Source organism: Streptomyces ochraceiscleroticus (assembly GCF_000720485.1).
GTDB lineage: Bacteria > Actinomycetota > Actinomycetes > Streptomycetales > Streptomycetaceae > Streptomyces > Streptomyces ochraceiscleroticus.
The window spans coordinates 176697-202248 of sequence record NZ_JOAX01000004.1; the positions used below are offsets into that span (position 1 = coordinate 176697).

The following is a 25552-nucleotide window of genomic DNA, read 5'->3' on the forward strand; positions in this document are numbered from 1 at the left end:
GGTCTGGGGCGCCGCGGACCAGGGGGTTCCGATCGATTCCGGTCGACGCTGTCGGCGGTTCCGGAAGCCTTCTTCGAAAGTTGATGCCGCCGATGCCGGCCGCGATGAGGGGCCGGTCGAGGCTCGCAGAGGGTCAGCGCGTCGCGTGAGAGGACCAGGTGCGGCCCTCCTGCTCCTTCACGGGGAGACCGGCGGCCAGCAGGATCCTGTCGAGGAGTGCCTGCGTGCGGGCGGCTTCGCGCCCCGACGTCAGGGGCGCGTCACGGTCTCGTACACGGTCGAGGAAGTGGTGAACGGCGGCGGCGAACCCGAAGGTGTTCGTCGCCGTGGCCCAGCCGAATGCCTCGGGGCTCATCGAGCGCACGGTGCTGACGCCGTCCCGGGTGAGGGTCACCGTGTCCGGAGCCACCACCTCGGCCGAGCGCTCCGCGCCGTAGGCATCGAGTTTTTCTGCCCACGAACCTGCGGTCCGTGCCGCCGTCAGGACGCCGGTGCCGCCACCGGCGAATCGGACCAGGGCAGAGACCCCGTCCTCCTGCCAGGGGTCGTCACCAGCGGCATGGGCGGAGACATCCACCGGTTCGCCCGGGCAGAACCAGCGCAGCAGGTCCACCATGTGGATGGCGTTCTCGAAGGTCGCGCGGTACTCACTGCCGCGGCGGTTCTTCTGCGCGATACAGAAGTCGGCGCCGGTGTCCCCGAACTGGTCACGAGCGGCTACGTAGGTCGGCGCGAACCTCCGGTTGAACCCCACCATCAGCACGCGTTCGCGCTCGTCGGCGAGGTCGGCGAGCCGCTCCGCGTCGCTGGTCGCGGTCGCAAGGGGTTTTTCGCAGAAGACGTCGACGTTCGCCTCCAACGCGCTTCTCACGCCGGCGAAATGCTCCGACCTCGGGGTCAGGACGAACAGGGCGTCGAGGTCACGCTCGAGGGCCTGCTCGATCGTCGGGACCGCGGTGGAGAATCCCCATCGACGGACGAGCTCGGACGGATCCTCACGCCGGGACACCAGGACATCGAGGACGACATCGTCCCGCGCCACCAGGGTGGGCAACTGCGCGATGTGCGCGATGTTCCCGGCGCCGACCACACTGACGCGCAGCGGGGGCCGGCTCATCGGGACATCTCCGCGGGCATCGGGTCGGCGGCCTCTTCGAGGAGGGAGCACAGTACGCGCGCGGACCGGGCGAAGCCCTCCGCCGGAGCCGGGAGGTCCTGTGGGTGCCAGCGATACTCGTACTCGAGGCTGAGGACGTCGTCGTATCCGTGCTGCTTGATCGCTTGCAGGATGTCCGACCAGGGCACGATGCCGTCGCCGACGACGCGGGAGCGCACGGCCCGCTCGTCCGCCTTCACCCGGGCCGTCTCGGAAGCCACGAAGGGGGCGTCCGGGTCGGTGAAGACGAGGTCCTTCACGTGGACGTGTCCGATCAGGTCGCCCTGCTCCCGCAACGCCTCCGGCCATGCCTCGTCGTGCGTGAAGGTGAGATTCGCCTGGTCGTAGAGCACGCGGACGGCAGGCGAGTCCACCTCACGTATCAGCCGGGCCGTCTCCTTGGCTGACTGCGTCATGGTGCCGAAGTGGTTCTCCACGCACAGGCGTACTCCGGCATCCGCGGCGAGCGGCGCCAGCTCCGAAAGGCTCGCGCGCAGGCGCTCCCAGTGTCCGGCGTGATCGGTTCGATCCGCTCCCCAGGAACCCGCGTACACGCGGATCCGGGTCGCGCCCACGCGATGGGCGCAGTCCACCGTCGCCCTCAGCTCGTCGAGCGCGGCCCGGCGCTGCGCCGGGTCCTCATGGTTGATTCCCGTGGTGTACGGAGCGAGCCCCACCACCGGTACGCCGAGATCGTCCGCCACGCGGGCCGCCTCGGCCGCGGCGGTGTCGTCCCCGACCGGCAGTCCGCTGCGGTAATCGTTCTGGTAGATGACCTCCGCTCCCTCCAGCCCGGCGGCGGCGAAGAGCTCCAGCGCCTCGGGGAGGGTCTGTTCCGGTGTGCCGAGGGTGTGGCCAATGATGCGCACTACAGGTCCTTTCCAGTTCGGGAGGGGGCGGCCCAGTCGGCGGGGCCGACCAACGGTGGCGGGTTGTGGACGCGGGACCGGTCGACCAGCTCGATCAGCAGGCCCCATGGCGCCCGGAGATAGGTCCACCGGTTGCCCGCGACGAGGGGGCTGTCGGGGCCGACCTCCTTGGTTCCACCCAAAACGTCGGCGCCGTGCGAACGGAGATGCTCAGTGGCCGCGTCGACATCGTCCACGGTGAAGCACAGGTGGTGGCCACCCAGATCGCAGTGGCGCGGGTAGTCGCGCCGCTGGTCCGTGCTCCACCACTGGAACAGCTCCACGTTGAGGTTGGGCGGCATGCGCAACATGGCCAGTTCCAGGCGCGCGTCGGCCGGGACCGCGAAGTGCTCGGGCATGAAGTCGGCATCAGGCCCTCGCGTCGAGCGGTACAGCTCCTCGGCGCCCAGCGCGTCGACGAAGAAGGCGACCGCTTCGCCCAGGTCGGGCACCGTGAAGGCGACATGGTCGACGTATTGAAACCCTGCGGGCAGGCTCATCGGGGCACCTCCGCGGTCGAATCACGGATCAGCAGATCGGGGGCGAGCACGACATGGCTCGTCTCGCCGTCCTTGAGGAGCTTCTCGGCGAGGTCGATGGCGATCACTCCCATGTCGGCGATGGGCTGGCGGACGGTGGTCAGTCGCGGGTTGAACCGGGCGCCGAACTCCAGGCCGTCGAAGCCCATCACCGACACCTCGTCCGGGACGGACACACCGCGCACACCGAGAGCGGAGATGAGGTCGAAGGCGACCATGTCATTGGCCGCGATGACCGCTGTCGGACGCTCTTCGCGGGTCATGTGCACGAGGCGCTCGGCGGCCCGCTCCCCCACGTCGGGCCCGGTGCCCGCGTCCAGGATCATCGCCGGCATGTCCAGCTCCGCGGCCAGCCCCTCGTAGGCGGCCAAGCGGTCCCTGGACGTGTACGCCCCGGAGATACCGGACACGTAGGCAATGCGCCGGTGTCCCAGGCCCCGCAGGTGGTCCACGGCGAGGGCGATCCCTTCGGCGCTGTCCACCGTCACGGTCGGCACCTGTGCCTGTTCGACGCGGTCGACGACCACGACCTTGCTGCCGAGGGCGACGTTCTGCAGCTCGTCGAGGTCCACGCTGGTCGACGGTGCGACGATCCCGAAGGGCGCGTACATCTCTTGCAGGGATGTCAGATACGCGTTGGTCTGGGCGACCTCGCCGCCGGTCACGCACAACACCAACTGATAGCCCCGGTCGGCCGCCGCGGCGGCCATGGTCCTCGCCAGCTCACCGTAGAAGGGGTTGGTGATGTCCGGGACGATCAGCGGGACAAGGTTGCTCGCACGGCGGCGCAGTGCCTGCGCCAGCGGATTCACCCGGTAACCCAGGCTCTCCGCCACCTCCAGGACGTGTTTGCGTGTCGCCGCGTTCACGGCTTCCGGCCGGGAGAACGCGCGGGAAACCGTGGAGCGATGGACACCCGCTCGGGCAGCGACGTCGTCGATACTCACCTCAGCCAAGGCTGACCTCCGTGGACGCAATGGGAGACCGCTGGTACGCGGTCCAGATGAGGCTCATTGTGTCGGCGAGGTCGGCCAGGGTGGGCAGCCCGGCGAATCCGTCCGTCCAGGTGTCTGCCACCTGTCGGACGAACACGTCGTACAGCGGGTCGCTGTCCACATCGATGATGCTCGACTCGGTGACACCATCCGCGGCGTGGGTGAACGCGACGCCGCCGGAGGTGCCGACGTCGACGTATCCGTCGGCGCCGGCGCTAGTGAAGGAGCAGTACCGCTTGGCGGGACTCGCCGGGAAGGCATAGCCGACCTCAATGATCGCCTCACTGCCGTCGTCGCCTGCGAGCACCAGGGTGGCGTGATCCTCGACGTCTTCGCCGTGCAGGCTCGCTGAAAGGTTGGCGGCCACGAGGTCGACGCGCCGGGCCCGACTTCGCTGCAAGAAGAGGTCGATGAAGTGCGGCGCCAGGTTCACCAGGCACCCCCCGCCGGAGCGGGCGGGCTCGAGCATCCAGGAGCAGCCTGCCTGTCGATAGCGTTTTGGCGGGCCGGCTACGAAGCTCGCCCGTTGGTACGTCGGCGCGCCGGCCAGAGACAGGGCACGATCCACGGGTCCGCCACGCTGAACGAACGGGACGGTCGCCGCGATACCTGCCGAGGTGGCAGCATCCCGGACCCTCTCCACGTCTTCGGGTCCCAGGCCGCCCGGCTTCTCGACCACGAACGGGACACCACGCTCGACCAAGGCCAGGCAGGTATCCACCATGCGGTCATGCGCCCCGAAGACATAAGCCAAATCCAACGGCCCGGCGTCCAGAGCCGCCTCGACTTCCCCACAGACGGACGCGTCGAGGCGTTGGGCGATGTCCGTGATCTGGTCGGGCTCCTCATCCTGGACCAGCACGACATCGTGAGTGTCCGCCCAGGCGCTGACGTACAGGGGTACGTGCCAGTGACGGGCACCTAGGACTGCTGTTCGCGGACGTCTCACCGCGCGCCTCCCGACTTCGATACGGATCAACTGCTGCTGACTGTCACCGCTGAAACCGGTCACTGCGATCGATTGCTGAGATCGGTTGCTGAGATCGGTTGCAATACCGAAACAGAGGGCCCTAACCTCTGTCAACACCCCCGCAAACCCGCCCCCGTGAGGTGACTCGATGCGCAAGCTGCGCACTCTGACTGCTATGCACGACACCGGGACTGTGCTGATCGTGCGCCTGTCCACCGCCGAGGCGTCATACGAAGTGGCGCGCGAAGCCATCGAAGGAGGGATACGAGCGGTCGAGGTGACACTCACTACGCCGGGTGCCCTGGACGTAATCCGCCAGCTGAGTTCGGAGTGCCCCGAGGTCGAGATCGGCGCCGGCACCGTGCTCGACGCAGCGTCGGCGTACGCGAGCATCCAGGCAGGCGCGCGTTTCCTGGTCAGTCCCCAGCTCGATCACGGAATGCTTGAGACCGCCGGCCGTTACCAGGTCGTCAGCATCTGCGGAGCGGCAACACCCACAGAGATCGTCCAAGCGGTCACGGCAGGAGCCGACCTCGTCAAGCTGTTTCCCTCGTCGGTTCTCAACCACGACTACGCCCGTGCGGTACTCGAACCACTCGGCCACATCCCCCTCGTCCCGGCTGGGGGCGTTTCCCCGGACAACGTGGCCGACTGGTTCGATGCCGGAGTCGCAGCAGTCGGCGTCGGAAGCTTCGTCACCAAGGCAGCACTGCGAGAAAGCACCGAGCGATACCCGGTGCGTGCGGCGGCCCGGACATTCCTCGAGGCGGTGGCCAATGCCCGCGCCTGACCCGCTGTCCCCCGCCTCCGGGACGCCACCGGTATTCGTCGCGATCGGGCCTGCGGGGTCGGGAAAGTCCCATGTCGCCCGCGAGCTCGCACGCCGGCTCCGCGCGGTCTACCTCGACAAGGACTCACTGACCGGCGACGTCGTGGACGCCGCGCTCGAACTGGTCGGCCGACGGGCCGGAGGCCGCGAGGATGACCCGACGTACATCGAACGGTTGATGCCAGCCGAGTACACAGCCCTGTTCACCACGGCGGCGGACAACCTGCGGCTGGGTCTCCCCGTCGTCCTGGACGCACCGTTCGCGGCATACCTGGCCGACCCCGACTTCTTGACCGCCTCCGCCGACCAGGCTTCGTGGCCCACGGGGACACCTGTCGTCGTGGTCGAGGTACAGACCTCCGCGGAGACCGTCCGTACGCGACTGACCCAACGAGGCCTGCCCCGCGACCGGGCCAAACTGGCCGACTGGCCCGCATTCTGGCAACGGCTGGGGACCCAGGACTGCACCTGGTCCGGCGCTCGGCACATCGTCGTGGACAACGACGGGGAACCGGACCTCGACGCTGTTGTGGGGCTCGTGGGCGATACCGGGCAGGTGCCCCTGCACACCTTCTGAGCTTGATCTTTGTCCTCGGGCGTCGCCTGAGGTCAAAGATCAAGCCATGGTCGTGACCCTCACTCCCTTAGCGACGGCGACCGGGGCACACTCTTCGACTTGGACTGGGGCGCACGGGGAGAGTTCGCCGTACCGACCTGGGACGGCAAGGGCGCTGCTGCCCGGGCACGGTCGGCGCTACCGGTATCCGGGTCGCGGACGGATCGATGCCGCAAGATGCTGCAAGGCGAGTTGTTCGTGCTCTGCACCGGCATTCAATGGGAGAGCCTGCCTCAGGAGTTGGGGGTTTGGCCGGGCACGACATGGTGGCGACGCATGGCCGAGTGGCAGGAGGCCGGCGTCCGGGAAGAGACCGGTTATGGCCACGGTCCGCACCGGACTGCCCACCCGCCACCGGTTGGTCTTCGTGCCTCTTGATCACGCGATCCTAAGGCCGGACCACGTCAAGGTTTCCTACGCAAAGGCGTTGGCGAAAAAGGCGCCCGCAGTCGGCATGGACGACATCCTGCCCGCCGAGGCAGAGAAAACGCTCTTTCAAGCACTACGACGTGACCTACCGGACCGGCGACGGCGGCGAGAGGCAGCTCGCACGCCGCTGACCGCCCGCGCTCAGCCCGAGGAGGCGTTCGCGCCATGGTGCTCTTTCTGCTCCTCGCTCTGGTCGCCGTCGTGCTGAAAATCATCGGAACAGTAGCGGAGAAGCTGGGCTATCTTCTGATCATCGGCATCGCGCTTCTCCTGGCCCCTCTGGCCTTCATCGCCGTGCACTGGTCCCGGCGCTCCGGCCGCCACCCCATCCGATAACGGCTGTCCCACTGCTCATGTCATGAATCCTCGTTGACGTCGGTCAGCGGACCGTGACAGGTGACTCCCGGAACCGCGTCGAAGAGACATCCACGAGAAGGGACCCAGTCACTTTTCGCACCCGCCACCACCTCTGCCGGCTTGTGGTCGCTCGTCGACCGCGACCAGGCGGCGCTCCCTACGCCACCGCCCTCAGCCTCCTCGAATGCCTCGGCCGGTCCCACGAGGTGCACTGTCCCTCCCCGACCGCATCGCCATCCGACGTACCCGAACTCCCCTCGAGCGGTCCGGCTTGAAGGGCTCTTTCCGTCTCCCGCCCCGGCGGATCCGGGGCTATCCTCCCTCGCATCAGGACGTCGACGTTCCAGACCCCGACGGCGCGTTGCTGCTGAGCACACCTGTCTGCCGGGCCTCAGCCTGCACCGTCGGCTCCCGCCCCGGCCGGTCGCCCGGAATCGGAGGTGCCATGTCCCTGCCCCAGCCGAACATCCACCGGCACGACGAACAGAGCAGGGCGCTGATCACGAACGGCTTTCCAGCGAGCCCTCCTGGAGACATGCCTGCTCCGCGGTCCGCGCCTCTCTCGGCAGGTGCGCGATGACAGGCGCAGGCTCCGGGCCGCGGCACGAGCACTCCTCCCTGGACGCGGTGCGCCTGCGCCGCCTCAACCGCTGGCAGGCGGAGAGCCTGCGCGAAGACCTCGCAGACCTGTACGTCGAGTCCTCGCACGCCGAGGCCGGCGAGACGTACCGCCGCAGGGAGGACTTCCTGCGGCGCCTCGCGGACTCCGTACGGCGCCCAGGCTTTTCCATGCTGGTCGCCGAGACTGCCACCCTGGCCGGGTGCGCCTTCGGCTTTCCCATTGCACGCGACGGGACCTGGTGGCTCGGCTTCGAGGGAGAACTTCCCTCGTCCGTTGAACAGTTGACTTCCTCCGGGCATGCCTTCGCCATCACGGAGATCGTGGTCCATCCGCACGAGCACACCCCCGATCTCGCCCGGCTGCTGCAGACGCAGCTGCTCGCCGACCACCACGCCTCACTCGGCGCCACCTTGGTGGACCAGGCCGACCGCGCGGTCCACGCCGCCTTCCGGGCCTGGGGGTGGCAGGACATCGGACAGGTCCGCAAGCCCTCTGTTTCCGCGGCGCAGCGCGCCCTGGTGCTGCCCCTGGGAGAGCGTACGGCGGGCCGTCCGGACGGCCTCGGGCACAACGCCCGTACGCAGCGGCCGGAGTAGCCGGGACGAGGCGGGGCAAGCCGGACGGCGAACAGACGGAAAGCAGGACGGGAAGCACGGAGGCGCTCCCCGAGCGTGCTCAGGAACGAAAAGCGCGGCGTATCGAGGCGGTACGTCGACGTGCTGGGCACCCCTCCGGACGGGGCATTCGACCGGATCGCCGCGCTGGCCGCGCACCTCTTCGGGCCCCGATGGCGACGGTGACAATCGTCGACACCGACCGGGTCTGGTTCAAGGCCGCCTACGGGCTCGAGGGCGTCACCCGGACCGGCCGGGACGGGTGCCTGAACACCTCGGTCGTCCTCTCCCACGCCCCCTGGTTATCCGCCACCCCCACCACGCCGCCCCTCGCCCGCGCACGCCCAATGGTGATCCGGCCCGATCGGCGTCCGTTTCTACGCTGCCGCCCCCATCACCATCCCGGACGGCCACCGGTTCAGCGCGGTCGACGTCCTGGACATCCGGCCCCGCTCGATCACACCCGAGCGGGCCGCCGCCCTCACCGACCTGTCCGCGCTGGTCATGGACCAATTGGAGCTGTGGCTTTCCGCGGAGGGCCGGCAGCAGACTGGAATCGGTGGTTGTTGGCGGCTTGCGGCCGGCTCCTGGGACACGGACACGGCGGATCGGTGGGGACGGCGCGGCCAACCCGGTGATGCCACGGGCGATGGTGGCGGTGCTGGTGCCAGAGGCGGCGGCCACCGCGGTGATCCCTGGTCGAGCACGGCGGCATCGCCGGCCAGGTAGAGCCGGCGGCGCCGTTCGTTGTCATCGATCACGTATGGAGGCTGTTCGCGCCGTTGTCACTACAGGCAGCGTGGTCACACCTTCGCGGGGCGGGTCGGGAGAACCCGCCCCGTCTCCGGCACCACTCCGCCACATTTCCCAGCCCCAAGCCATTGACCAGGCCAAACAACGAAGTCCGGCTGGAGTATCAGGCGGGGAGTGCGTAGCGGAGGACGCGTCGCCAGGCGGAGCCGTACTGTTTGTGCAGCGGGCCGGTGACGTACGGGATGCCGTACTTCTCGCACACCTTGCGGACGGCCGGGGCGATCTGCGCGTACCGGTTGCTGGGCAGACAGGGCAGCGCGGACGGCCCGGCCAGCAGCGGGAACGTCACGTAGTCCTTGGCGAGTTGGCGAGCGGCCTTTCCGGCCAGCCGGGCCACGTCGCGCAGGAACGCGCGCGGCCTCTTGCGGCCGGCGGGGACGGCGTCCGCCTCCAGGTCGTACAGGGCGATGCCCCATTCGAAGACCGGGGCCAGCAGCAGGTTGTAGAGCGGCTGGACGAGGTGGACGGAATGCCAGGGCTGATCGGGACTCATCCGGAAGATCGTGTAGCCGAGGTCGCGGTCCCGGCCGACGACGTTGGTCCAGGTGTGGTGCAGGTGGTTGTGGGTGTGCTTCCACGCCGCGGCAGGGATGAGGAAGTCCCACTCCCAGGTGGTGGAGTGAATGGCCGGGTCGCGCATCCAGTCCCACTGGCCATGCAGGACGTTGTGACTGATCTCCATGTTCTCCAGGACCTTGGCCGTGGCCAGCATCGCGGTGCCCGCAGCCCAGGCGGGCGGAAACAGGGAGACGGCGAGCGCCAACCGGCCACCGACCTCCAGGCGGCGCTGCGCGGTGACCACCGTATGGATGTAGCGGGCGTCCTCGGCGCCCCGCTGGGCGAGGATCTCGGCGCGGATCCGGTCGAGCTCCGCCCCGAGCTCCTCGATCTGTGCGGGGTTGAGATCCGGGGCCGTTACGGTCATAAGGCTCTCTCCTGGTCGACGAAGGGTGCAGCGTCCGCAGCGAGGTGGTCGCCCGGGGTGCACGGGCTGATCGGCGAACCGCAGGCCACCACGCGGCTGAACGATCCGCGACCTGGCAGATGAGAGCAGGGGCACCCGGCACGAACATGCGCTCGCGCCGTGTACCCGAAGTTCGGTCAGCTCGGCGCCCCCGGAAAGCACATCGGCACGAATTGGCGTTCGAGTAGTGCCGGGCCGTGTAGCGCTGAGGCTAACCACGTACGCGCACCGGTGAGAAACCCCAGGAGCCGCGTTCCGGCCATCTGCCGCACGGCCGGTACACCGCGCATCAGAGGCAGGCTGCAAGGCTCATGAGCACAGACGGGCACGGTCGGAACGAACAGTTGCCTGAGGAACGGCGGGGAGGCGAGCGCGGAAATGACCGGATAGGGCACTGCAGATGCGGCACCTGCCCGCGCCCCTGCATTCTCCGTGGGGCAGGGAGCTCGTCGGCTCCATGAACGTCACTGGGGTCACCACGGCATCGTCCACGCCCTGCATCCGCATTGAGCCCGTCGCGAGCCGGCGGATCCCGCGGGACAGCGCCAGTGCCACCCCGTCTGCGGCCCGGGCGGTGGGCCCCAGGCCGCCGCGACGTCCGGGCGCGCTCGCTCGGCCTGTCGGAGGAGTACGCTGGAGGTACCGAGGATATTTCGCGCACCGGCTTCCATGCTTGTGTCGTTTTCGGCGATTGATTACACCGGGCCGGTTCCGACCGGCCCGGGACTGGGTTCGCGTCATGACTGCGACCGTTTCCCGCACGCCGACGCTCGAAGACCGGCGCTCCGCTCCGCCCCTCCGCCTGTCGCTGACTCCCACCGGTTTTGCACCCGGTCTGCTGGACGGCGCGTGGTGGCCCCGCTCTCGCGACCTCGCGGCGGAACTTCCCTCGCTGATGGCTGTGCTCGATCCACTGTGGGGGCGGATCACCCGGGTCACCGTGAATCCCACGCACTGGCCGGTCATCCCACGCAAGGTGCCCGTCAACGGGCGAGTGGTGAAGGTGGGCTGGTTCCTGGCCGAGCAGGACCCGCACAAACTGTTGCTCTTCTCGTACCACGTGGGCCGCTGGGACCTGCTGGTGATCCCGCCTCGGGCGGATCCCGTCTCGGCCGCCTGGCTGATGGCCGCCGCGAGCGCACCACTGCGCACGTCGACCGCGATTCAGCTGATGGACGAGGCAGCCCGTCTGCGAACAGTGATGGAGACCGACCGGGCCGTGGAAGCGGTCTGGGACTCCGAAGGGGGCCAGGAGGCCCTCGGTTCGACCTCACGCCCACGGATCCCCACAGTCACCCCTCTGATGCCGAATCCGGCGAAGGGGATCTGAGGAGCATGGAGACCTTCGTGACCGTCGTCGTGTTCTTGGCGATGATCGCTCTGGGCGCGCTTTTGATCCACCGGATCAACGCCCGGCACGACAGAAGCATCGTCGCTCTCCACTACGGCCGCTCCCGGCCGGCTGCCCGGGGGCCGGCACCACCAGCCCCGCGGAGGATCCGTGACCGGGCCGGCTCAACCAGCACCGGTGATCGCCATGGCCACCGACGTGGCGGCGGGCGGAGGCGGGCGTGGAGCCGCGCCAGGAAGGGAGAGGAGTGATCGTCACGCCCCCTGTCAGACTTCTGGCAGACACCAGCAATGATCTGGTGGTCCCCGGCACCGCGATCCTGCGGATGGAGACGACATCCAAGCGCACGGGTACGTTCGACGGCGCCTGGTGGCCGCGGTCACGTGACGTCGAGGACCAGCTGTCCGGCCTGATCACGGCGCTGACCGCTCGGCTGGGTCCCCTCGCTCGCGTCGGCCTTGACGCGAGCGCCTGGGACCAGACGCCGGGCCATCTGGTCATCCTGGGCCATATGGTCCGCATCGACTGGTCCGCCGTCAGTGACAGCACCATGATCGTCACTCGGGGCGACCAGGACCATTTCCTGTTCCTGGTGATCCCTCCGGGTACAGCTTCATCACCCGCACGCGCCGCGATGGCCATGGCCGTACGGGACGACAACGACGCCCCGGCCGAGCAGATATTCGCGGCCACCGGTGTCACCCGCGACGACAGGCTCGGCGTACCGCCCCGCTCTCCCGACTAGAGGACCGGCAGAAGCCGGACGTGTCAGCGCTCGCACAACCCCCGCCGCCCCGGTCCCCGGCCGCACCGCAGACGTCAGGCCGGGGCCTCCCCGTGCCGGGTGCTTCCCGGACCGACCAGGCCCGGTGGCGTCATGGAGCTAAGGAATGTGACAACCGTGAGTGTTCTGATCGCTGTGCTGGTGGTGTTCGCCGTGGCCGGGCTGGTCCTGCTCGCCATGAGCCTGCGGAATGTCCAGCAGTACGAGAAGGGCGTGGTGTTCCGCTTCGGACGGCTACTGCCGGAGCTCCGCGAGCCCGGCCTGCGCGTCATCCGGCCGATCGGGGACCGGATGCGGAAGGTGTCCGTACAGACCGAGGTCCTTGGCATCCCGCCGCAGGGATCCATCACCGCCGACAACGTGACGCTCACCGTCGATGCTGTCGTCTACTTCCGGGTCATCGACCCGGTCAAGGCATTGGTGAACGTCCGCAACTACCCCAGCGCCGTCTCCCAGATCGCCCAGACCTCGCTCCGGGCGGTCATCGGCAGGGCCGACCTGGACACGCTCCTGTCGGATCGTGACCACATCAACGCGGAGCTCAAGAAGGTGATGGACGCTCCCACCGAGGAACCCTGGGGGCTGCGCATCGAACGCGTGGAGATCAAGGACATCGCTCTTCCCCAGACGATGATGCGCTCCATGTCCAAGCAGGCCGAGGCCGAGCGTGAACGGCGTGCCCGGGTCATCGCTGCCGACGGAGAGTTCCAGGCGTCCCAACGGCTGACCGACGCCGCGGCGACCATGTCCGACACTCCAGGCGCGCTCCAACTGCGCCTGCTGCAGACCGTGGTGGACGTCTCGGCGGAGAAGAACAGCACCCTGGTCATGCCGTTCCCGGTCGAGATGCTTCGTTTCTTCGAACGCCATGGCCAGGAAAACGGCGGCGAGTCCGCGCACCGCAGCGCCGCGCACCCTGAACTCCCCGTACTCCCCGACCTGACCACGCCTGCCGAGCCCGCCTTCTCCCTGCCCGGAGAGCGGGTCGGCAGTCGTGCGGAGGTAGCCAGGGAGCGGCGGGCGGCCTGGCCGACAGTGGTGGAGCCCGAAGAGCCTCCGGTCCGAAGCTGATGTCTGACATCAGCGGGCGTGATCAGCGAGGTGAGCAGCCCGTCGGACATGCCCAGTACGAACTGCTCCATGAATGTCACCGCGACATTGCCATCGGGCCCGGAGGCGGCGGAAGCCGCGGAGCCAGGCGATGGTGCGCTGGACGATCCAGCGATGGACGATCCAGCGATGGACGCCAAGGTCCGAGCCGTGTGGGACACCGCAGCGGGCGATGATCGGTTGGCTGCACTGAGCGCGCACCAACGACCAGGAGTTCTTTCGGAATGCTGGGAGTCTGCGAGCGAGGATCATGCAGTGAGCGAGTTCGAGGAAGGCGTTGTGCATGTCATCGCGGGCCTCCCAGCGGACTCGCAGCCGATGTGGACCATGAAAAGGGGGGCGATGGCTGAGTCGGCGACCCATCGGATACGGCCCAGTCCCGAGCCGTGTAGCTGCCCTCGGTGAGCGATCTTCATAACGATGTTCCGCTGTCGCAGACGGCGTCGGTAGACCTCGTGGGCGTAGCCCCGGTTGGCATAGTGCCTCCGGGGCTTGTGCTGCGGTCGTCCGCGCCGGCCCCGGATATGCGACACGGCGTCGACCAGCGGCAGAAGCTGGGTAATGTCGTTGCGGTGGCCGCCGGTCAGCGACACCCGCAGCGGAATCCCACCGCTGTCGGTCGTACGCGGTGCTTGGAGCCCGGCCGTCCCCGGTCAACCGGACTCGGACCGGCTTTTGGGCGGCTTCGCCCCTGCATGGCCTGCACGTGCGAGGCATCGATGGTGGCGCGGGAGAAGCCCAGCCGGTCCACCGCCCGCATCCGGTCCAGCATGACTTGCTGGAGCTCTTCCCGGACGCCGGCCTCCCGCCACTCGGCCATACGCCGCGTCCATGTTGTGCCCGGCCCGAACCCCAACTCCTGCGGCAGGCTCCCCCATTGAATGCCGGTGTAGAGCACGAACAACACGCCCTGCAGCATCTTGCGGGCATCGATCCGTCTGCGACCCGGATACCGGTAGCGCCGACCGTGCCCAGGCAGCAGCGGTTCGAGCACCGCCCACAGCTCGTCACCGACCTCCCATGGCCTCCGCCGAGCCATCCTCAGCCCCTCGCCCCCGAGGAACGACATCACCGACCCCTTCACCGTGCCACACGAAGATCATTCTGCAAGGACTCCTTAAGTCCTGCTGATGCGACAGACCAGCAGCGGTGCACGACTGATCCACGGGCGAACGTCGAGAGACAGACTCTGCACATATTCCGTCAGAGATATGCCTTCAACTGGCAATGCCCTCCTACAGACGCTCCGCCCGCGTCTTGGCCATAGAGTTCTTGACGTCAGTACACCACGGAGCCACGGCAGACACCGGGCGTACCACTTTTGAAGCGGGACCAATTGTGCAGGTAGCCGTGACAGGGGACGAGACCGGCCGACCCGTCAAGACGTCGAGCTTCGTCGGCCGACGCCAGGAGACCGCCGAAACCAAGCGCCTGTTGGCCGCCCACCGGCTGGTGAGCCTGACCGGGACGGGCGGCGTCGGCAAGACCAGGTTGGCTCTGCACGCCGTGCGCCGGCTGGCTCGGGGGTTCGCCGACGGAGTGCACATCGTCCAGCTGGCCGGTGTGCGGGACGCGTCGCTGGTGCCGCTCGCCCTGATCGATGGGCTGAGCATCCGTAACGGATCGGGGGGTTCGCCCGTCCGGTGCCTGGTCGATCACCTCCAGGACCGGGAACTCCTCCTGGTCCTGGACAACTGCGAACACCTGGCGGACGCCTGCGCTCGAATTGTCAAGACGTTGCTGGAGGAGAGCGCGGGGGTGCGCATCCTCGCCACCAGCAGGCACCCGCTGGACGTGCCCACCCAGCATGTCTTGGAGTTGCAGCCGCTGCCCACTCCTTCGCCGGGCGAGCCGCTACCTCCGAAGCCCGCCCTGGAGTACCCGGCACTGGCACTGTTCGCCGACCGGGCCGCGGCCGTGCTGCCCGGTTTCACGCTCACGGCGGACAACCAGGAACCGGTGATCGATCTGTGCCGCCGACTGGACGGGTTGCCGCTCGCGATCGAGCTGGCGGCGGTACGGATGCGTGCCCTGGGCGTGCAGCAGCTGCTCGAACGGCTCGACCGACGCTATCGGCTGCTGGCCGACGGCGAGGACGCCCTGCCCCGGCACCGCACCCTGCGGGCGGCCGTCGACTGGAGCCATGATCTGTGCACTCCCAAGGAGCAGACGGTGTGGGCGCACCTCTCGGTCTTCGCAGGGAGCTTCGACCTGGGCGCAGTGGAGAAGGTCTGTGCCGGGCCCGGCCTCAACCGTGACGAGATGGTGGACGCCGTCACCGGTCTGGTGGACAAGTCGCTACTGGTCCGGGACGGCGACGCCGTCCACGCCCGGTACCGGATGCTGGAGTCGATCCGGCAGTACGGCCTCGACAGGCTTCGTGAGGGCGGCGCCGACACAGAGAAGGCTGCCCGGCGCCGGGTGCGGGACTGGTGCCTGGACTTCGTCGAGGAGTGCGAGCAGCAATGGTTCGGCCCCAACCAGCCGAAGCTGGTCCGGCGGCTCCACACCGAGTCGGACACCATCCGCTCGGCGTTGGAGTTCTGCCTGAGCACCCCGGGCGAGTTGCAGGCCGGGCTGAAGCTGGCCGGGCATCTGTGGTTCTTCTGGTTCGCGTGCGGCGCCCTGGTGGAGGGCAGGTACTGGCTGGAGCGGTTGCTCGCCGCCGCTCCCGAGCCAACCAGTGCGCGGGTGCGGGCACTGTGGGCCCTGGCCCTGATGCTGTTGAGCCAGGGCAATGCTGTTAGGGCCGCTCCCCTCGTCGAGGAGGCACGCGAGCTGGCCCTGCAACTGGGCGACGAGGCCGAGGCGGCGCACACCTACTTCGGCCGCGGCGGTGCTCGCCTGATCACCGGCGACTACGAGAAGGCCCGGGACGTGTACGAGGAGGCACTCTCCCGTCCGCCGCGCAAGGGCGAGTCAATAAGCCTGGTCGGCTTCAAGTACGTCGAGCTGGCCCACGTCCTCGCCATCCAGGGTGAGCACGACCGCGCAATGGACCTGTGCAAGGAGTTCCGGCAGATCTGCCTGGACCACGGCGAGCAGTGGGTCCACTCCTACCTCCTGCGCATCCTTGCCTTCGCCGAGTGGGCGAAGGGAGATGTGGCGGCGGCCAGGACCCACGCCCGGGAGTGCCTGCGGCTAAAGCGGGCGGTCGGCGATGTGTTCGGGATCGGCATGACGCTGGAACTGCTCGCCGCGGTCCATGCGCGCGACGGCGAGGGCCAGCCCGCCGCCGTCCTGCTGGGCGCGGCCAAGCGGATCTGGCAGGACGCCCACGTCGCACTGGACCGCACCCCTTCCCACGGTCCTGTGCGCACCGAAGCCGAAGAACGCGCTCGCGAGCTGCTGGGCGACACGTTCAAGGGCTTTTGTCGCGAGGGCCTGGAGCTCGCCCCGGACGCCGCAGTGGGCTACGCGGTGGGCGAGACGAAGTCTCCCGCCCGGTCGATGCGCGACAGTCCGCTGACCCGCCGTGAGACGGAGGTCGCCGAGCTCATCGCGGAAGGGCTGACCAACCAGCAGATCGCCGACCGGCTGGTCGTCGCACTGCGGACGGCGGAGGGCCATGTGGAGCGGATCCTCAGCAAGCTGGACTTCACCTCCCGCAGTCAGGTCGCCGTCTGGACCGAGACACGTCGGGTCAGGCACCGCTGACGACGTGTATGCGTGAACCGGACGCCGACACCGTGCACGAGAGCAGTCACCGCCCAGACACCGAGCGAAAGGGAAGGCGGACCGATGAATCACGGAGATCCCCACACACCCATCAACCATCACGTCGGCATCCACTCGTCCGACGAGGAGTTCCTGGCGACGGTGGTGCCGTTCCTCAAGGAGGGCATCGCCGCCGAGGATGAACCGGACCCGGCGGCCATCACCACCTCGCGCAAGCTGGTCTTGCTGCGGGACGCGCTCGGCCCGGACGCCTGCCACGTGGACTTCCACGACTCCGCGCAGTGGTATCGCGGGACACCCGCGAACAGCATGGCCACCGCTCTCGACTACTACGTCGCACACGCGAGCCCGCAGGGCCGTATCCACATAACGGGCGAGCCGGTCTGGGACGGTCGCTCTCCGCGCCAGATCACCGAGTGGAAGCGGTACGAGGCGCTGGCCACCGAGCTCTTCACCGGAGCCCCGCCCGACCTGATGTGCCTGTACGACACGCGCACCGCACCGCCCGACGTCATCGACGCCGCCCGGCACACCCATCCGACGGAACTGGATCGTCACGGCATCCGGCCCAGTCCGCTGTTCACGGAACCCACCGTCTACGTGACGCGGGACCTTGGCCCGCTGCCCCCGCCACCGCAGGACGCGATCGGGGTGAGCCTTGACAAGGGCCTGACCGCCGGTCACCGGTTCGCGACAGACCAGGCACAGGCCCGCGGCATGGCGCCGGACGCGGCAGCCCGCTTCGGGCAGGCCGTGTCCGGCGCCACGGGCTACGCGGTGGCCCAGGGCTGCGACCGCGCGGACCTACAGTTGTGGTCGACCCGGCAGCGGATCATCTGCGAGCTGCGCACCTCGGTCGGACGCATCACCGATCCGTTTCTCGGCTTTCGGCTACCGGGCCCTCAGGCACAGCCGGAGGACGGGCTCTGGAAGACCCGCCAGGTATGCGAGTTCGTGGACATGAGATCGGCTAACGAGGAGAAGGAGGGATGGACCATCCGCATGGAAACAGCCCTCACACCGGCCGGTTGACGAACCGGCGCGCGGATTCGGGTAGTTCCCCCCGCGACCCGAACGCACGGCAGACGCATGGTGGATACGAGGCCGAGCCCTACGACGGGCCCGGCCTCGCCCCACAGAAGCCGAACGCCCCAAGGGCCGAAGGGAAACAACCATGCCGAACGCCCATCCGCGCGGCCTGCCAACCGTGGGCGGTGACTGCACCACGATTCTGGGCCCAGGGACGTCCTCGGTCCGCCAGGCCAGGTACGTCGTCCGCAAGTTTCTGGCCGAGCACGGCCTCCAGGAACTGGTGGACAGCGCCGAACTGCTGGTCAGCGAGCTCGCCACCAACGCGGTGGTGCACGCAAGCGGCCGCTACCGACTCACGCTGTCCCTGGGCATCGGCACGCTGCGCTGCGAGGTGGCGGACGAGCAGCGGCAACTTCCCCGACCGCCGAACCGGCAGGCCGAGAGCAAAGAGGACAATGGGCACTACGAGAAGCATGCCGGTGCAGCCGAGAGCGGGCGCGGTCTCCTCCTGGTCGACGCGCTGTCTCACCGGTGGGGTAACCGTCTCATCGAGGGAGGCAAGGAAGTCTGGTTCGAGCTGGAGATCGGAGCACCGGACAGGAGGGACGGCGCGGGAGAAGCGGACGCGCGTCACATGGCGACGGGTCGCCTACGACCGGAGGCGGTGGCCGGTCGCACCGAGCCGTTCCTCTGGCTAATGGAGATGCCGTGGAAGGATGCATCACACTTCCTCCGTGTCCGATGGTGACCGATTCGGGAATCCAGCTCGCAGGCTGTTGCTGGGGAGGCAGGTGAGCCTCGAAGAAGTCACTTGGAGAGATATGGCCGGCATTTCCAGATCTGTAGGTGGCGTACGCCGCCACGGCTGAGCAGAGTGTCCGACGCACCGCTGCAAATAACGAGTCCTTGCAGAATGATCTTCGTGTGGCACGGTGGAGGGGACGGTGACGTCGTTCCTCGGGGGTGAGGATGGCTCGGCGGAAGCCGTGGGAAGTCAGTAATGAACTGTGGGCGGTGATCGAGCCGCTGCTGCCCCGGCATGAGCGTCGCTACCGGTACCCGGGCCGGAGGCGGATCGATGACCGCAAGAGGCTGCAGGGCATCCTGTTCGTGCTCTACACCGGCATTCAATGGGAGTTCTTGCCTCAGGAGTTGGGCTTCGGATCCGGCCCCACCTGCTGGCGGCGCCTGGCCGAATGGCAGCAGGCAGGCATCTGGGAGGACCTGCAACAGGTGCTGCTGGACCGGTTACGGGCGGCGGACCGACTGGACTTCTCCCGCGCCACCGTCGATGCCTCGCACGTGCAGGCCAAGCGGGGGCGAAGCCGCCCAAAAGTCGGCCCGAGCCCGGTTGACCGGGGACGGCCGGGCTCCAAGCACCACGTGCTGACCGACGGCGGCGGCATTCCGCTGCGGGTGTCGCTGACCGGCGGCCACCGCAACGACATCACCCAGCTGTTGCCGCTGATCGACACCGTGCCGCCCGTCCGGGGCCGGCGCGGACGACCGCGGCGCAAACCCCGGACGTTGTATGCCGACCGGGCTAGCCCAAGCCGCCATCGCCCACCTCCACGGGCCACGCCGGCTGCGAGTCCGCTGGGAGGCACGCGATGACATGCACAACGCCTTCCTCCAACTTGCTCACTGCGTGATCCTCGCCCGCAAGCTCCCAGCTTTCTGAAAGGACCCCTTAGAGGTCCTAACAGAAGCTGTTGATGGTGTGACTGTCGGCTTGGCTGCTCGTTGGTCTGGGCGTGGGAAAGAGACAGGTTCGCCCGTGGATCGTCTCGGACGAACTATGGGCCCTGATCGAGCCGTGGTTGCCGGAGCCGGGACCAAAGCTGGTCGCGGGGCGGCCCCGGGTGCCAGACCGGCGGGCTCTGTGCGGGATCCTGTTCGTGCTGCACACCGGCATCCAGTGGGAGTACCTGCCCCAGGAGCTCGGCTTCGGGTCCGGGATGACGTGCTGGCGACGCCTGGCCGCGTGGAACGAGGCCAGCGTGTGGGAACGGCTGCACGCAGTTCTGCTGACAAAACTGCGGGTGGCGGGCCAGTTGGACTGGTCCCGGGCGGTGATCGACTCTTCCCATGTCCGGGCCGCTCGACGGGGCTCAAAAGCGGGCCCAGCCCGGTCGACCGCGCACGGCCGGGCAGCAAGCACCACCTCCTCACCGACGCACAAGGCATCCCGCTCGCGATCTCGCTGACCGGCGGCAACCGCAACGACGTCACCCAGCTGATCCCCCTCCTCACGAAGATCCCGTCCGTCCCCGGCCTGGTCGGACGCCCGCGGCACAGACCCGATGCACTGCTTGGTGACCGCGGTTACGACCACGACAAGTACCGGCGACTGGTGCGGGCGCTGGGTATCCGGCCGGTCATCGCCCGCCGCGGTGTCGCGCACGGCTCGGGCCTTGGCATCCACCGCTGGGTCGTTGAGCGAACCATCGCCTGGCTCCACGGCTGCCGCCGCCTGCGTATCCGGTGGGAGCGACGCGATGACATCCACGAAGCCTTTCTCGGCCTCGCCACCTGCCTCATCACCCACCGACACGTCCGACGCCTTTGTTAGGAACCTTAAGAGGCCGACCGTCCAGCTCGCCGGCAGTTCCCGAGCGAGGAAGCAGGCGGCAGGGACCGGGCAGTGAGGCCGTGTTGACCATCGGGCACAGGAAACGTCGTTTCGAGCGCGGTGGCGGTGGCGGTGGCGGCCGCACGAGTGCGGCGAGGCAATGAGCCCGTGGGCTGGGGCACATGGGCTGGGGCACGTGGGCGAGGGCCGGGCCGCGCGTGCCTTGTGCCGGTGCGCCGAGGCATCAGGAGGGCAGTCCGCGTGGGAGCGTCTCGATCCGGAAGAGCTGACCGGTCGCGCCGGTGCAGGGCTCTTCGCGGACCCGGCGGTCACTGGCGGGTGACCGCTCGCCGCTCAGGCCCACGCACAGGGCGCTGAAGGACAGCCGGAGGCGGTAACCGCGCGGAGCGGACCCGCCGACGGGGTCGAAGTGGAACAACTGGGTGGACGGATCGCCTCCGCAGTCGGTCCGCGGCCGCAGCCACCGCACCTGGTCGCTGCCGTGAGTGGCCGTGAGGCAGTCCGCCCTGCGCCCGGGGCGGTGCCACTGGATGTAGTACAGCCCGTCGCCGACGGGTTGTAGGTAGGTGCGAGGAGAGGTACGGGAGCAGGGTCCGAGCACGGCGGCCGGCCCCGAGGAGGCATCCGGGCCGCGGCCCTCGGTGAGACACCCCCCGCTGCCGGTGACGCGTAGGCGCACCCAGCCGCCCGCCGGGCCGAGGAAGGGCAGGCGGGGCGCGGTCGAAGCGTCCTCCCCCGGCGACCGCGAGACGGCCTCGACCCGGCGCCCGTGGTCGGCGGACTGATCGGCCCAGCTGCCGGACAGCACTGCCCAGACTCCGAAGGCCGCCAGGGCCGCCAGGGCCGGCAGCCACGCGAGCGCGATCAGCTGACGGGCGCCCAGGCGTAATCGGCAGCGCGGGGGGCGGGCCACCGGCGCCCCCGGGACGCTCTCATGCCCCCGGGCCTCGACCCGGCTTCTGGCGTCCAGCCACTCCTTGACCCGGCTGTCGTCGTCACAGGCGCGGACGAAAGCCGTCAGAATCTCCGGACGCGGTAATGCATCTTTGCGCAGAACATCGGACAGTGTGCTTCGGGCCAGCGAGTCCCCCCGGCTTTCGGCACGCTCAGCGAGTTGCCGATAAGTGCATCCCGACCGCTCTTTGAGAACTCGCATCAACGCAACGAACTCTCCGGCATCACGAGCCTCGTGAGGCCGTAATCGGCGGTATTCCATGCCATCAGCGTGTTCCCCGGATGTCGCGCCCGACAATGGACGATCGCGCCATACGCCGGTCGCGGTCCGGACAGCTGCCGGACAGCGGGCGGACATGGATCTGCCATGCCCGTCCACCAGACCGGACAGGAATAACCGTCCGGGACAGCCGACCTCTGTTGCCACGTACCGGCGAACGCGCTCATTATCGGGACAGCGTCGCCACTCGACATTCCGATCTCACTTGGGAGGGCGGCATGTACCGACAGCTCCAAGCAATGGGCAATAGGCTGCTCGACAAACTCGTACCCCGGATCGACGCGGCGGCGGCCGAGAGCAGGCACTGCTGGTGGCAGTACAACCACTGCGACTGGTGCCACGACGGCCACAAGTGCAAGAGGATGTGTTGCCGGGAGCACCACCACACCGAGTGTGGTGGGTGGCAGTGCGTCCATCACTGACCGATCCGGTTTCCGGCGCTTCCGGCTCGTTCCGGCGCCAAGCCTGACCGGCGCCCGGAGCACCTGGCCGATGCCCGGAGCGACCTGGGCGGCTGTGGGCCGTGCGCCCGGCCGCCCCAGGCCTGCGGGGCGGCCGGGCGGTGCCGGTGCGTCCCATACGGCCCAGGACTTCACGACGCGGACGGCTCCGGTTCGTCCCGTGCGGCCGAGGACTTCACGACGTCAGGGGTCGGGGTGCCCGGAGGAGCACATGCTGTACCTGCTGCTGGGAATACGCGGTCTGCTCACGATGGTGTTCCTGACCGCTTTCCTCGGAAAGGCGGCGAGCCGGTCCCGATTCACGGCGTTCGCTTCCTCGCTGCGCGGGATGCGTCTGCTGCCGACCGCACTGATACGGCCGACGGCGGTACTTGTGGTGGCCGCCGAACTGACGGTCGCTGCGCTGCTTTCCGTACCGTGGCGAGCGGCCTGGGCAAGCGGCCTGCTCCTCGCCGAATTGCTGCTGACTGCTTTCACCACGGCCATTGTGCTGTCGCTACGGCATGGTATTCACGTACCTTGCCGGTGCTTCGGTGCCGCGCGAACCGAACTCGGCCCCCGCCATGTCATACGGAACACCCTCCTCATGGCCGTTTCGGCCGGCGGGCTGGTCGCGGTTCTCCGCCAGGAGCCGGCGCACCAGTACGGGGCCGTCCCGGCGGTGACCGCCGGAATGCTTATCGGTCTGCTGATCGCCTTCTCGGACGCGTTTTTCCGGCTGTTCGACGAACTGTTCTCACCCGCCGGCCCGGCTCGTGGCACCCGCATCACCCGTGGCGAGCGCCCGCGGCCGTCGGCGGGCCGTGCGCATCACAAGGAGACGGACCATGCCCTTCCTCATCGCAGCGGTCGTGCTCGTGGGCGTGCTCTGCGCGGCCGATCTGATCCTCACCGTCGGAGTGATCAGGCGGCTGCGCGACCACGCTGAGCGGCTGGCGCTCCTGAGCGGCGACGGCGGCATCGCCGTCGGCGACGAGGTCGGAGAGTTCTCCGTACCGACGGTGGACGGACGGCTGGTCGTCACCCGCGATGCCCTGAGTGAGGACGCCGGCGGAACCGTGGTGGCGTTCTTCTCCCCCGACTGCGAGCCGTGCGAGGAGACCCTGTCCCGCTTCGTGCCCTACGCGGCGGAGCTACGGGCCCGGGGCTGCCCCGTGCTGGCGGCGGTGGTCGGCGACCCCGGCGAGAAGACCGACGCGTTCGTCGCCGCTCTCTCCCCGGTGGCCCACGTCGTGACCGAGAGGCATCCCGACGGACCGCTGAGCGCTGCCTTCCGGATCGGGGCGGTCCCCACCGTCCTGCGCGTGGCACCGGACGCCACCGGCCGCGTCGTCGTCACGGACGCCGACGTGCGGCTGGACACGTCCGCCGCGGCAGCGGCATGAGCGGGAGCCGTGTCCCAGCGGCAGCTTCCCGAACCACCGCCCACGGCACTCCGGGAGATCCGCGGCCCCCCGCGCCTGCCCGTCGAACCGGCACCGTTGCCGCCCGCGTCCTCGCCGCTGCCGCGCTGGCGGTGAAGGCCGCGCCCGGCCTCCTGGTGCTGTACACGGTGGTGGAGCTGGCGTCGGGCGGGCTCCCCGTGGTCATCGCCTGGCTGACCAAGGAAGTGCTCGACGGCCTTGTCGGCGGGGCGGCCACGAGCGCGCTGCTGCCGCTGGGCGCCGGCCTGGCCGGAGCCGGGGTACTGACCGGAACGCTGCCGCAGGCCGGCCAGTACCTGCAGGCGGAGACCGACCGCCGGGTCTCCGTACTCGCCCAGGACCGCCTCTTCACCTCCGTGGAAGGGTTCACCGGCCTCGGCCGCTTCGAGGACCCCCGCTTCCTCGACCGGCTCCGGCTCGCCCAGCAGTACGGCGGCACCGTCCCCAGCCGGGTCGTGGACGGCGCGCTGGGCACCGCCCGCGCGGTCATCACCATCGGCGGCTTCCTCGGCTCGCTGCTGCTGCTCAGTCCGCTGATGACCGCGCTGGTGCTGTTGTCAGCGCTGCCCGCGCTGGCCGGTGAGATCGTGCTGTCGCGGCAGCGGGCGCGGATGTTCTGGAAGACGGGGCCGATCGAGAGGCGGGAGTTCTTTTTCAGCGCTCTGCTGACCAGCGTGGAGGCGGCCAAGGAAATCCGGCTGTACGGCAGCGGTGCGTTCCTGCGCGGCCGGATGCTGGCCGAGCGGCGGACCGCGAACGCCGCCAAACGCGCCATGGACCGGCGCGAGTTCCTCGTGGAGAGCGGACTCGCGGCGTTCGCGGCGCTGGTGTCCGGCGGCGGGCTGGTGTGGGCGGTCTTCCAGGCGCGGACGGGAGCGCTGTCGGTAGGAGACGTCACCCTGTTCATCGCCGCCGTGGCCGGGGTGCAGAGCGCGCTGACACAGGTGGCGGCCAACGTCGCCCAGGCCCACCAGGCCCTGCTGATGTTCGAGCACTACCAGGTGGTGACGGCGGCGGGTCCGGACCTGCCGGTGCCCGCCGGACCGCGCGCCCTGCCGCCGTTGCGGCACGGGATCGAGTTGCGCGACGTATGGTTCCGCTACTCCGACGATCACCCCTGGGTGCTGCGCGGCGTCAACCTGCGCATCCCGTACGGCACCACGCTCGCGCTCGTCGGCCTCAACGGTGCCGGCAAGTCGACGCTGGTGAAGCTCGTGTGCCGGCTGTACGACCCGGTGCGCGGCGCCGTGCTGTGGGACGGCGTGAACATCAGGGACATCGACCCGGCCGAGCTGCGCCACCGGATCGGCGCGGTCTTCCAGGACTACATGCACTACGACATGACGGCGACGGAGAACATCGCGCTGGGCGATCTCAGCTCCCTCAATGACAGCGCGCGCCTCCAGGCAGCAGCGAAGCGGGCCGGCGTCCACGACAAGCTCGCCGGGCTGCCCCGAGGCTATGACACGCTGCTGTCCCGGACGTTCATGATGGAGACCGACAAGGAGGACCCGGCCACCGGTGTCGCACTCTCCGGCGGCCAGTGGCAACGCCTGGCCCTGGCCCGCGCGTTCCTGCGCGACCGGCGCGACCTGATGATCCTGGACGAGCCCTCGGCGGGCCTCGACGCAGAGGCCGAGCACGAGATCCACTCCTCCATCGCCGCGTACCGGGGCACACGGACCAGCCTGCTGATCTCCCACCGGCTCAACGCGGTGCGCGACGCCGACCGCATCGCCGTCCTCTCCGAGGGGCGGGTCGTGGAGGAGGGCACGCACGACGCACTGATGGCGCGCGGGGGCTGGTACGCCCGGCTGTTCACCCTCCAGTCGGCCGGCTACCGAAGCGACGCGGCGGACAGCGGCGCCCCGACGAACGGCAGCCGACCAACACAGACACACGGGAGGAACCCCAGGGAGCGCGACTGACACACCACTCATGTGAGAAGCGCGAGGGTATGAGGGGGCCAGTACGAAGGGGGCGAGGGGCGGGTACGGGGGGTATGGAGGTACGGAGGTACGGGGGTACGCCATGACCGGCCGATTCGGGGCCTGGAAGGATTCGGGAAGGGAT

General features: G+C 69.0%; 22 protein-coding genes and 5 pseudogenes. 18 read left to right on the forward strand and 9 right to left on the reverse strand.

What is annotated here, in order from left to right:
* Positions 1 to 133 precede the first annotated feature (133 nt).
* The 5 genes from IG84_RS0106630 to IG84_RS0106650 are packed head-to-tail and all read right to left on the reverse strand — an operon-like array spanning position 134 to position 4547.
* The gene (locus IG84_RS0106630) at positions 134 to 1117 is read right to left on the reverse strand and encodes a Gfo/Idh/MocA family protein (RefSeq protein WP_031052428.1); all 984 of its coding nucleotides are present in this window, start codon (positions 1115 to 1117) and stop codon (positions 134 to 136) included.
* Positions 1114 to 2025: a sugar phosphate isomerase/epimerase family protein gene (locus IG84_RS0106635; RefSeq protein WP_031052432.1), complete on the reverse strand. Its 912-nt coding sequence runs from the start codon at positions 2023 to 2025 to the stop codon at positions 1114 to 1116. The genes IG84_RS0106630 and IG84_RS0106635 overlap by 4 nt, the downstream gene beginning before the upstream one ends.
* Entirely contained in the window at positions 2025 to 2564 is a 540-nt protein-coding gene (locus IG84_RS0106640) for a VOC family protein (RefSeq protein ID WP_031052434.1), read from the reverse strand. The genes IG84_RS0106635 and IG84_RS0106640 overlap by 1 nt, the downstream gene beginning before the upstream one ends.
* The gene (locus tag IG84_RS0106645; protein WP_245659262.1) at positions 2561 to 3550 is read right to left on the reverse strand and encodes a LacI family DNA-binding transcriptional regulator; all 990 of its coding nucleotides are present in this window, start codon (positions 3548 to 3550) and stop codon (positions 2561 to 2563) included. The genes IG84_RS0106640 and IG84_RS0106645 overlap by 4 nt, the downstream gene beginning before the upstream one ends.
* 1 nt (position 3551) lies before the next feature.
* Positions 3552 to 4547 carry a Gfo/Idh/MocA family protein gene (locus IG84_RS0106650; protein ID WP_031052438.1) on the reverse strand — a complete coding sequence of 332 codons (996 nt, stop codon included), beginning with the start codon at positions 4545 to 4547 and terminating at the stop codon, positions 3552 to 3554.
* Positions 4548 to 4716: 169 nt separating this feature from the next.
* Between IG84_RS0106650 and IG84_RS0106655 the strand changes: the two genes are divergently transcribed.
* The 7 genes and pseudogenes from IG84_RS0106655 to IG84_RS42560 all read left to right on the forward strand — a co-directional run bounded on the left by IG84_RS0106655 (position 4717) and on the right by IG84_RS42560 (position 8221).
* Positions 4717 to 5358 carry a bifunctional 4-hydroxy-2-oxoglutarate aldolase/2-dehydro-3-deoxy-phosphogluconate aldolase gene (locus tag IG84_RS0106655; RefSeq protein WP_031052440.1) on the forward strand — a complete coding sequence of 214 codons (642 nt, stop codon included), beginning with the start codon at positions 4717 to 4719 and terminating at the stop codon, positions 5356 to 5358.
* Positions 5345 to 5974 carry a P-loop nucleotide/nucleoside kinase family protein gene (locus IG84_RS0106660; protein ID WP_051861452.1) on the forward strand — a complete coding sequence of 210 codons (630 nt, stop codon included), beginning with the start codon at positions 5345 to 5347 and terminating at the stop codon, positions 5972 to 5974. The genes IG84_RS0106655 and IG84_RS0106660 overlap by 14 nt, the downstream gene beginning before the upstream one ends.
* 154 nt (positions 5975 to 6128) lie before the next feature.
* Positions 6129 to 6325: pseudogene (locus tag IG84_RS40475) on the forward strand (transposase); the annotation flags it as partial.
* Position 6326: 1 nt separating this feature from the next.
* A pseudogene (locus IG84_RS42050) lies at positions 6327 to 6573 on the forward strand (PRC-barrel domain containing protein); the annotation flags it as partial.
* Between the two features lie 34 nt (positions 6574 to 6607).
* The gene (locus tag IG84_RS41490) at positions 6608 to 6778 is read left to right on the forward strand and encodes a hypothetical protein (RefSeq protein ID WP_169749861.1); all 171 of its coding nucleotides are present in this window, start codon (positions 6608 to 6610) and stop codon (positions 6776 to 6778) included.
* Positions 6779 to 7375: 597 nt separating this feature from the next.
* Positions 7376 to 8017, forward strand: coding sequence for a hypothetical protein (locus IG84_RS0106670; RefSeq protein WP_245659240.1), 642 nt, complete (start codon positions 7376 to 7378; stop codon positions 8015 to 8017).
* A gap of 75 nt (positions 8018 to 8092) precedes the next feature.
* A complete protein-coding gene (locus IG84_RS42560) occupies positions 8093 to 8221 on the forward strand; it encodes a hypothetical protein (RefSeq protein WP_281179320.1) in 129 nt (42 codons plus the stop codon).
* Between the two features lie 348 nt (positions 8222 to 8569).
* On the opposite strand, the pseudogene IG84_RS42055 reads toward IG84_RS42560, so the two are convergent.
* Both IG84_RS42055 and IG84_RS0106680 read right to left on the reverse strand, forming a co-directional pair.
* A pseudogene (locus IG84_RS42055) lies at positions 8570 to 8784 on the reverse strand (ISAzo13 family transposase); the annotation flags it as partial.
* A gap of 167 nt (positions 8785 to 8951) precedes the next feature.
* Positions 8952 to 9773 carry a fatty acid desaturase family protein gene (locus IG84_RS0106680; protein ID WP_031052451.1) on the reverse strand — a complete coding sequence of 274 codons (822 nt, stop codon included), beginning with the start codon at positions 9771 to 9773 and terminating at the stop codon, positions 8952 to 8954.
* 778 nt (positions 9774 to 10551) lie between these two features.
* Between IG84_RS0106680 and IG84_RS0106685 the strand changes: the two genes are divergently transcribed.
* From IG84_RS0106685 to IG84_RS0106695, 3 genes are all read left to right on the forward strand, one after another.
* Positions 10552 to 11142, forward strand: a complete 591-nt coding sequence (locus IG84_RS0106685; protein WP_031052453.1) for a DUF5994 family protein — start codon at positions 10552 to 10554, stop codon at positions 11140 to 11142.
* A gap of 319 nt (positions 11143 to 11461) precedes the next feature.
* Complete coding sequence (locus tag IG84_RS0106690; protein WP_245659241.1) at positions 11462 to 11908, forward strand: DUF5994 family protein; 447 nt, start codon at positions 11462 to 11464, stop codon at positions 11906 to 11908.
* A 216-nt stretch (positions 11909 to 12124) separates the two neighbouring features.
* Positions 12125 to 13018 carry an SPFH domain-containing protein gene (locus tag IG84_RS0106695; protein WP_051861492.1) on the forward strand — a complete coding sequence of 298 codons (894 nt, stop codon included), beginning with the start codon at positions 12125 to 12127 and terminating at the stop codon, positions 13016 to 13018.
* A gap of 261 nt (positions 13019 to 13279) precedes the next feature.
* Here the strand turns inward: IG84_RS0106695 and IG84_RS37700 are convergent.
* Positions 13280 to 14096: pseudogene (locus tag IG84_RS37700) on the reverse strand (IS5 family transposase); the annotation flags it as partial.
* Between the two features lie 311 nt (positions 14097 to 14407).
* Between IG84_RS37700 and IG84_RS0106705 the strand changes: the two are divergent.
* The 5 genes and pseudogenes from IG84_RS0106705 (at position 14408) to IG84_RS39655 (ending at position 20339) form a co-directional block, all read left to right on the forward strand.
* Positions 14408 to 16714 (forward strand): ATP-binding protein, encoded by a 2307-nt coding sequence (locus IG84_RS0106705; RefSeq protein ID WP_063761747.1) that lies wholly within the window; start codon positions 14408 to 14410, stop codon positions 16712 to 16714.
* A gap of 84 nt (positions 16715 to 16798) precedes the next feature.
* Positions 16799 to 17767 carry an MEDS domain-containing protein gene (locus tag IG84_RS0106710; RefSeq protein ID WP_031052462.1) on the forward strand — a complete coding sequence of 323 codons (969 nt, stop codon included), beginning with the start codon at positions 16799 to 16801 and terminating at the stop codon, positions 17765 to 17767.
* A gap of 142 nt (positions 17768 to 17909) precedes the next feature.
* Complete coding sequence (locus IG84_RS0106715) at positions 17910 to 18515, forward strand: ATP-binding protein (protein WP_051861454.1); 606 nt, start codon at positions 17910 to 17912, stop codon at positions 18513 to 18515.
* 221 nt (positions 18516 to 18736) lie between these two features.
* Positions 18737 to 19448 (forward strand): annotated as a pseudogene (locus IG84_RS37705) (IS5 family transposase).
* 73 nt (positions 19449 to 19521) lie between these two features.
* Positions 19522 to 20339 (forward strand): IS5 family transposase gene (locus IG84_RS39655; RefSeq protein ID WP_425424017.1). Its coding sequence is split into 2 segments (ribosomal slippage): positions 19522 to 19851 and positions 19854 to 20339, totalling 816 coding nucleotides; the frame shifts between segments, so codons are not numbered across the junction.
* Positions 20340 to 20583: 244 nt separating this feature from the next.
* Here the strand turns inward: IG84_RS39655 and IG84_RS38745 are convergent.
* Positions 20584 to 21273, reverse strand: coding sequence for an RICIN domain-containing protein (locus IG84_RS38745; RefSeq protein WP_051861455.1), 690 nt, complete (start codon positions 21271 to 21273; stop codon positions 20584 to 20586).
* A 993-nt stretch (positions 21274 to 22266) separates the two neighbouring features.
* On the opposite strand from IG84_RS38745, the gene IG84_RS40480 reads away from it, so the two are divergent.
* The 3 genes from IG84_RS40480 (at position 22267) to IG84_RS0106740 (ending at position 25407) form a co-directional block, all read left to right on the forward strand.
* The gene (locus IG84_RS40480; protein ID WP_211266420.1) at positions 22267 to 22983 is read left to right on the forward strand and encodes a MauE/DoxX family redox-associated membrane protein; all 717 of its coding nucleotides are present in this window, start codon (positions 22267 to 22269) and stop codon (positions 22981 to 22983) included.
* Positions 22883 to 23440 carry a redoxin domain-containing protein gene (locus tag IG84_RS0106735; RefSeq protein ID WP_031053029.1) on the forward strand — a complete coding sequence of 186 codons (558 nt, stop codon included), beginning with the start codon at positions 22883 to 22885 and terminating at the stop codon, positions 23438 to 23440. Before IG84_RS40480 ends, IG84_RS0106735 begins: the two co-directional genes overlap by 101 nt.
* Before the next feature lie 131 nt (positions 23441 to 23571).
* Positions 23572 to 25407, forward strand: a complete 1836-nt coding sequence (locus tag IG84_RS0106740) for an ABC transporter ATP-binding protein (protein ID WP_245659243.1) — start codon at positions 23572 to 23574, stop codon at positions 25405 to 25407.
* The last annotated feature ends 145 nt before the right edge of the window (positions 25408 to 25552 follow it).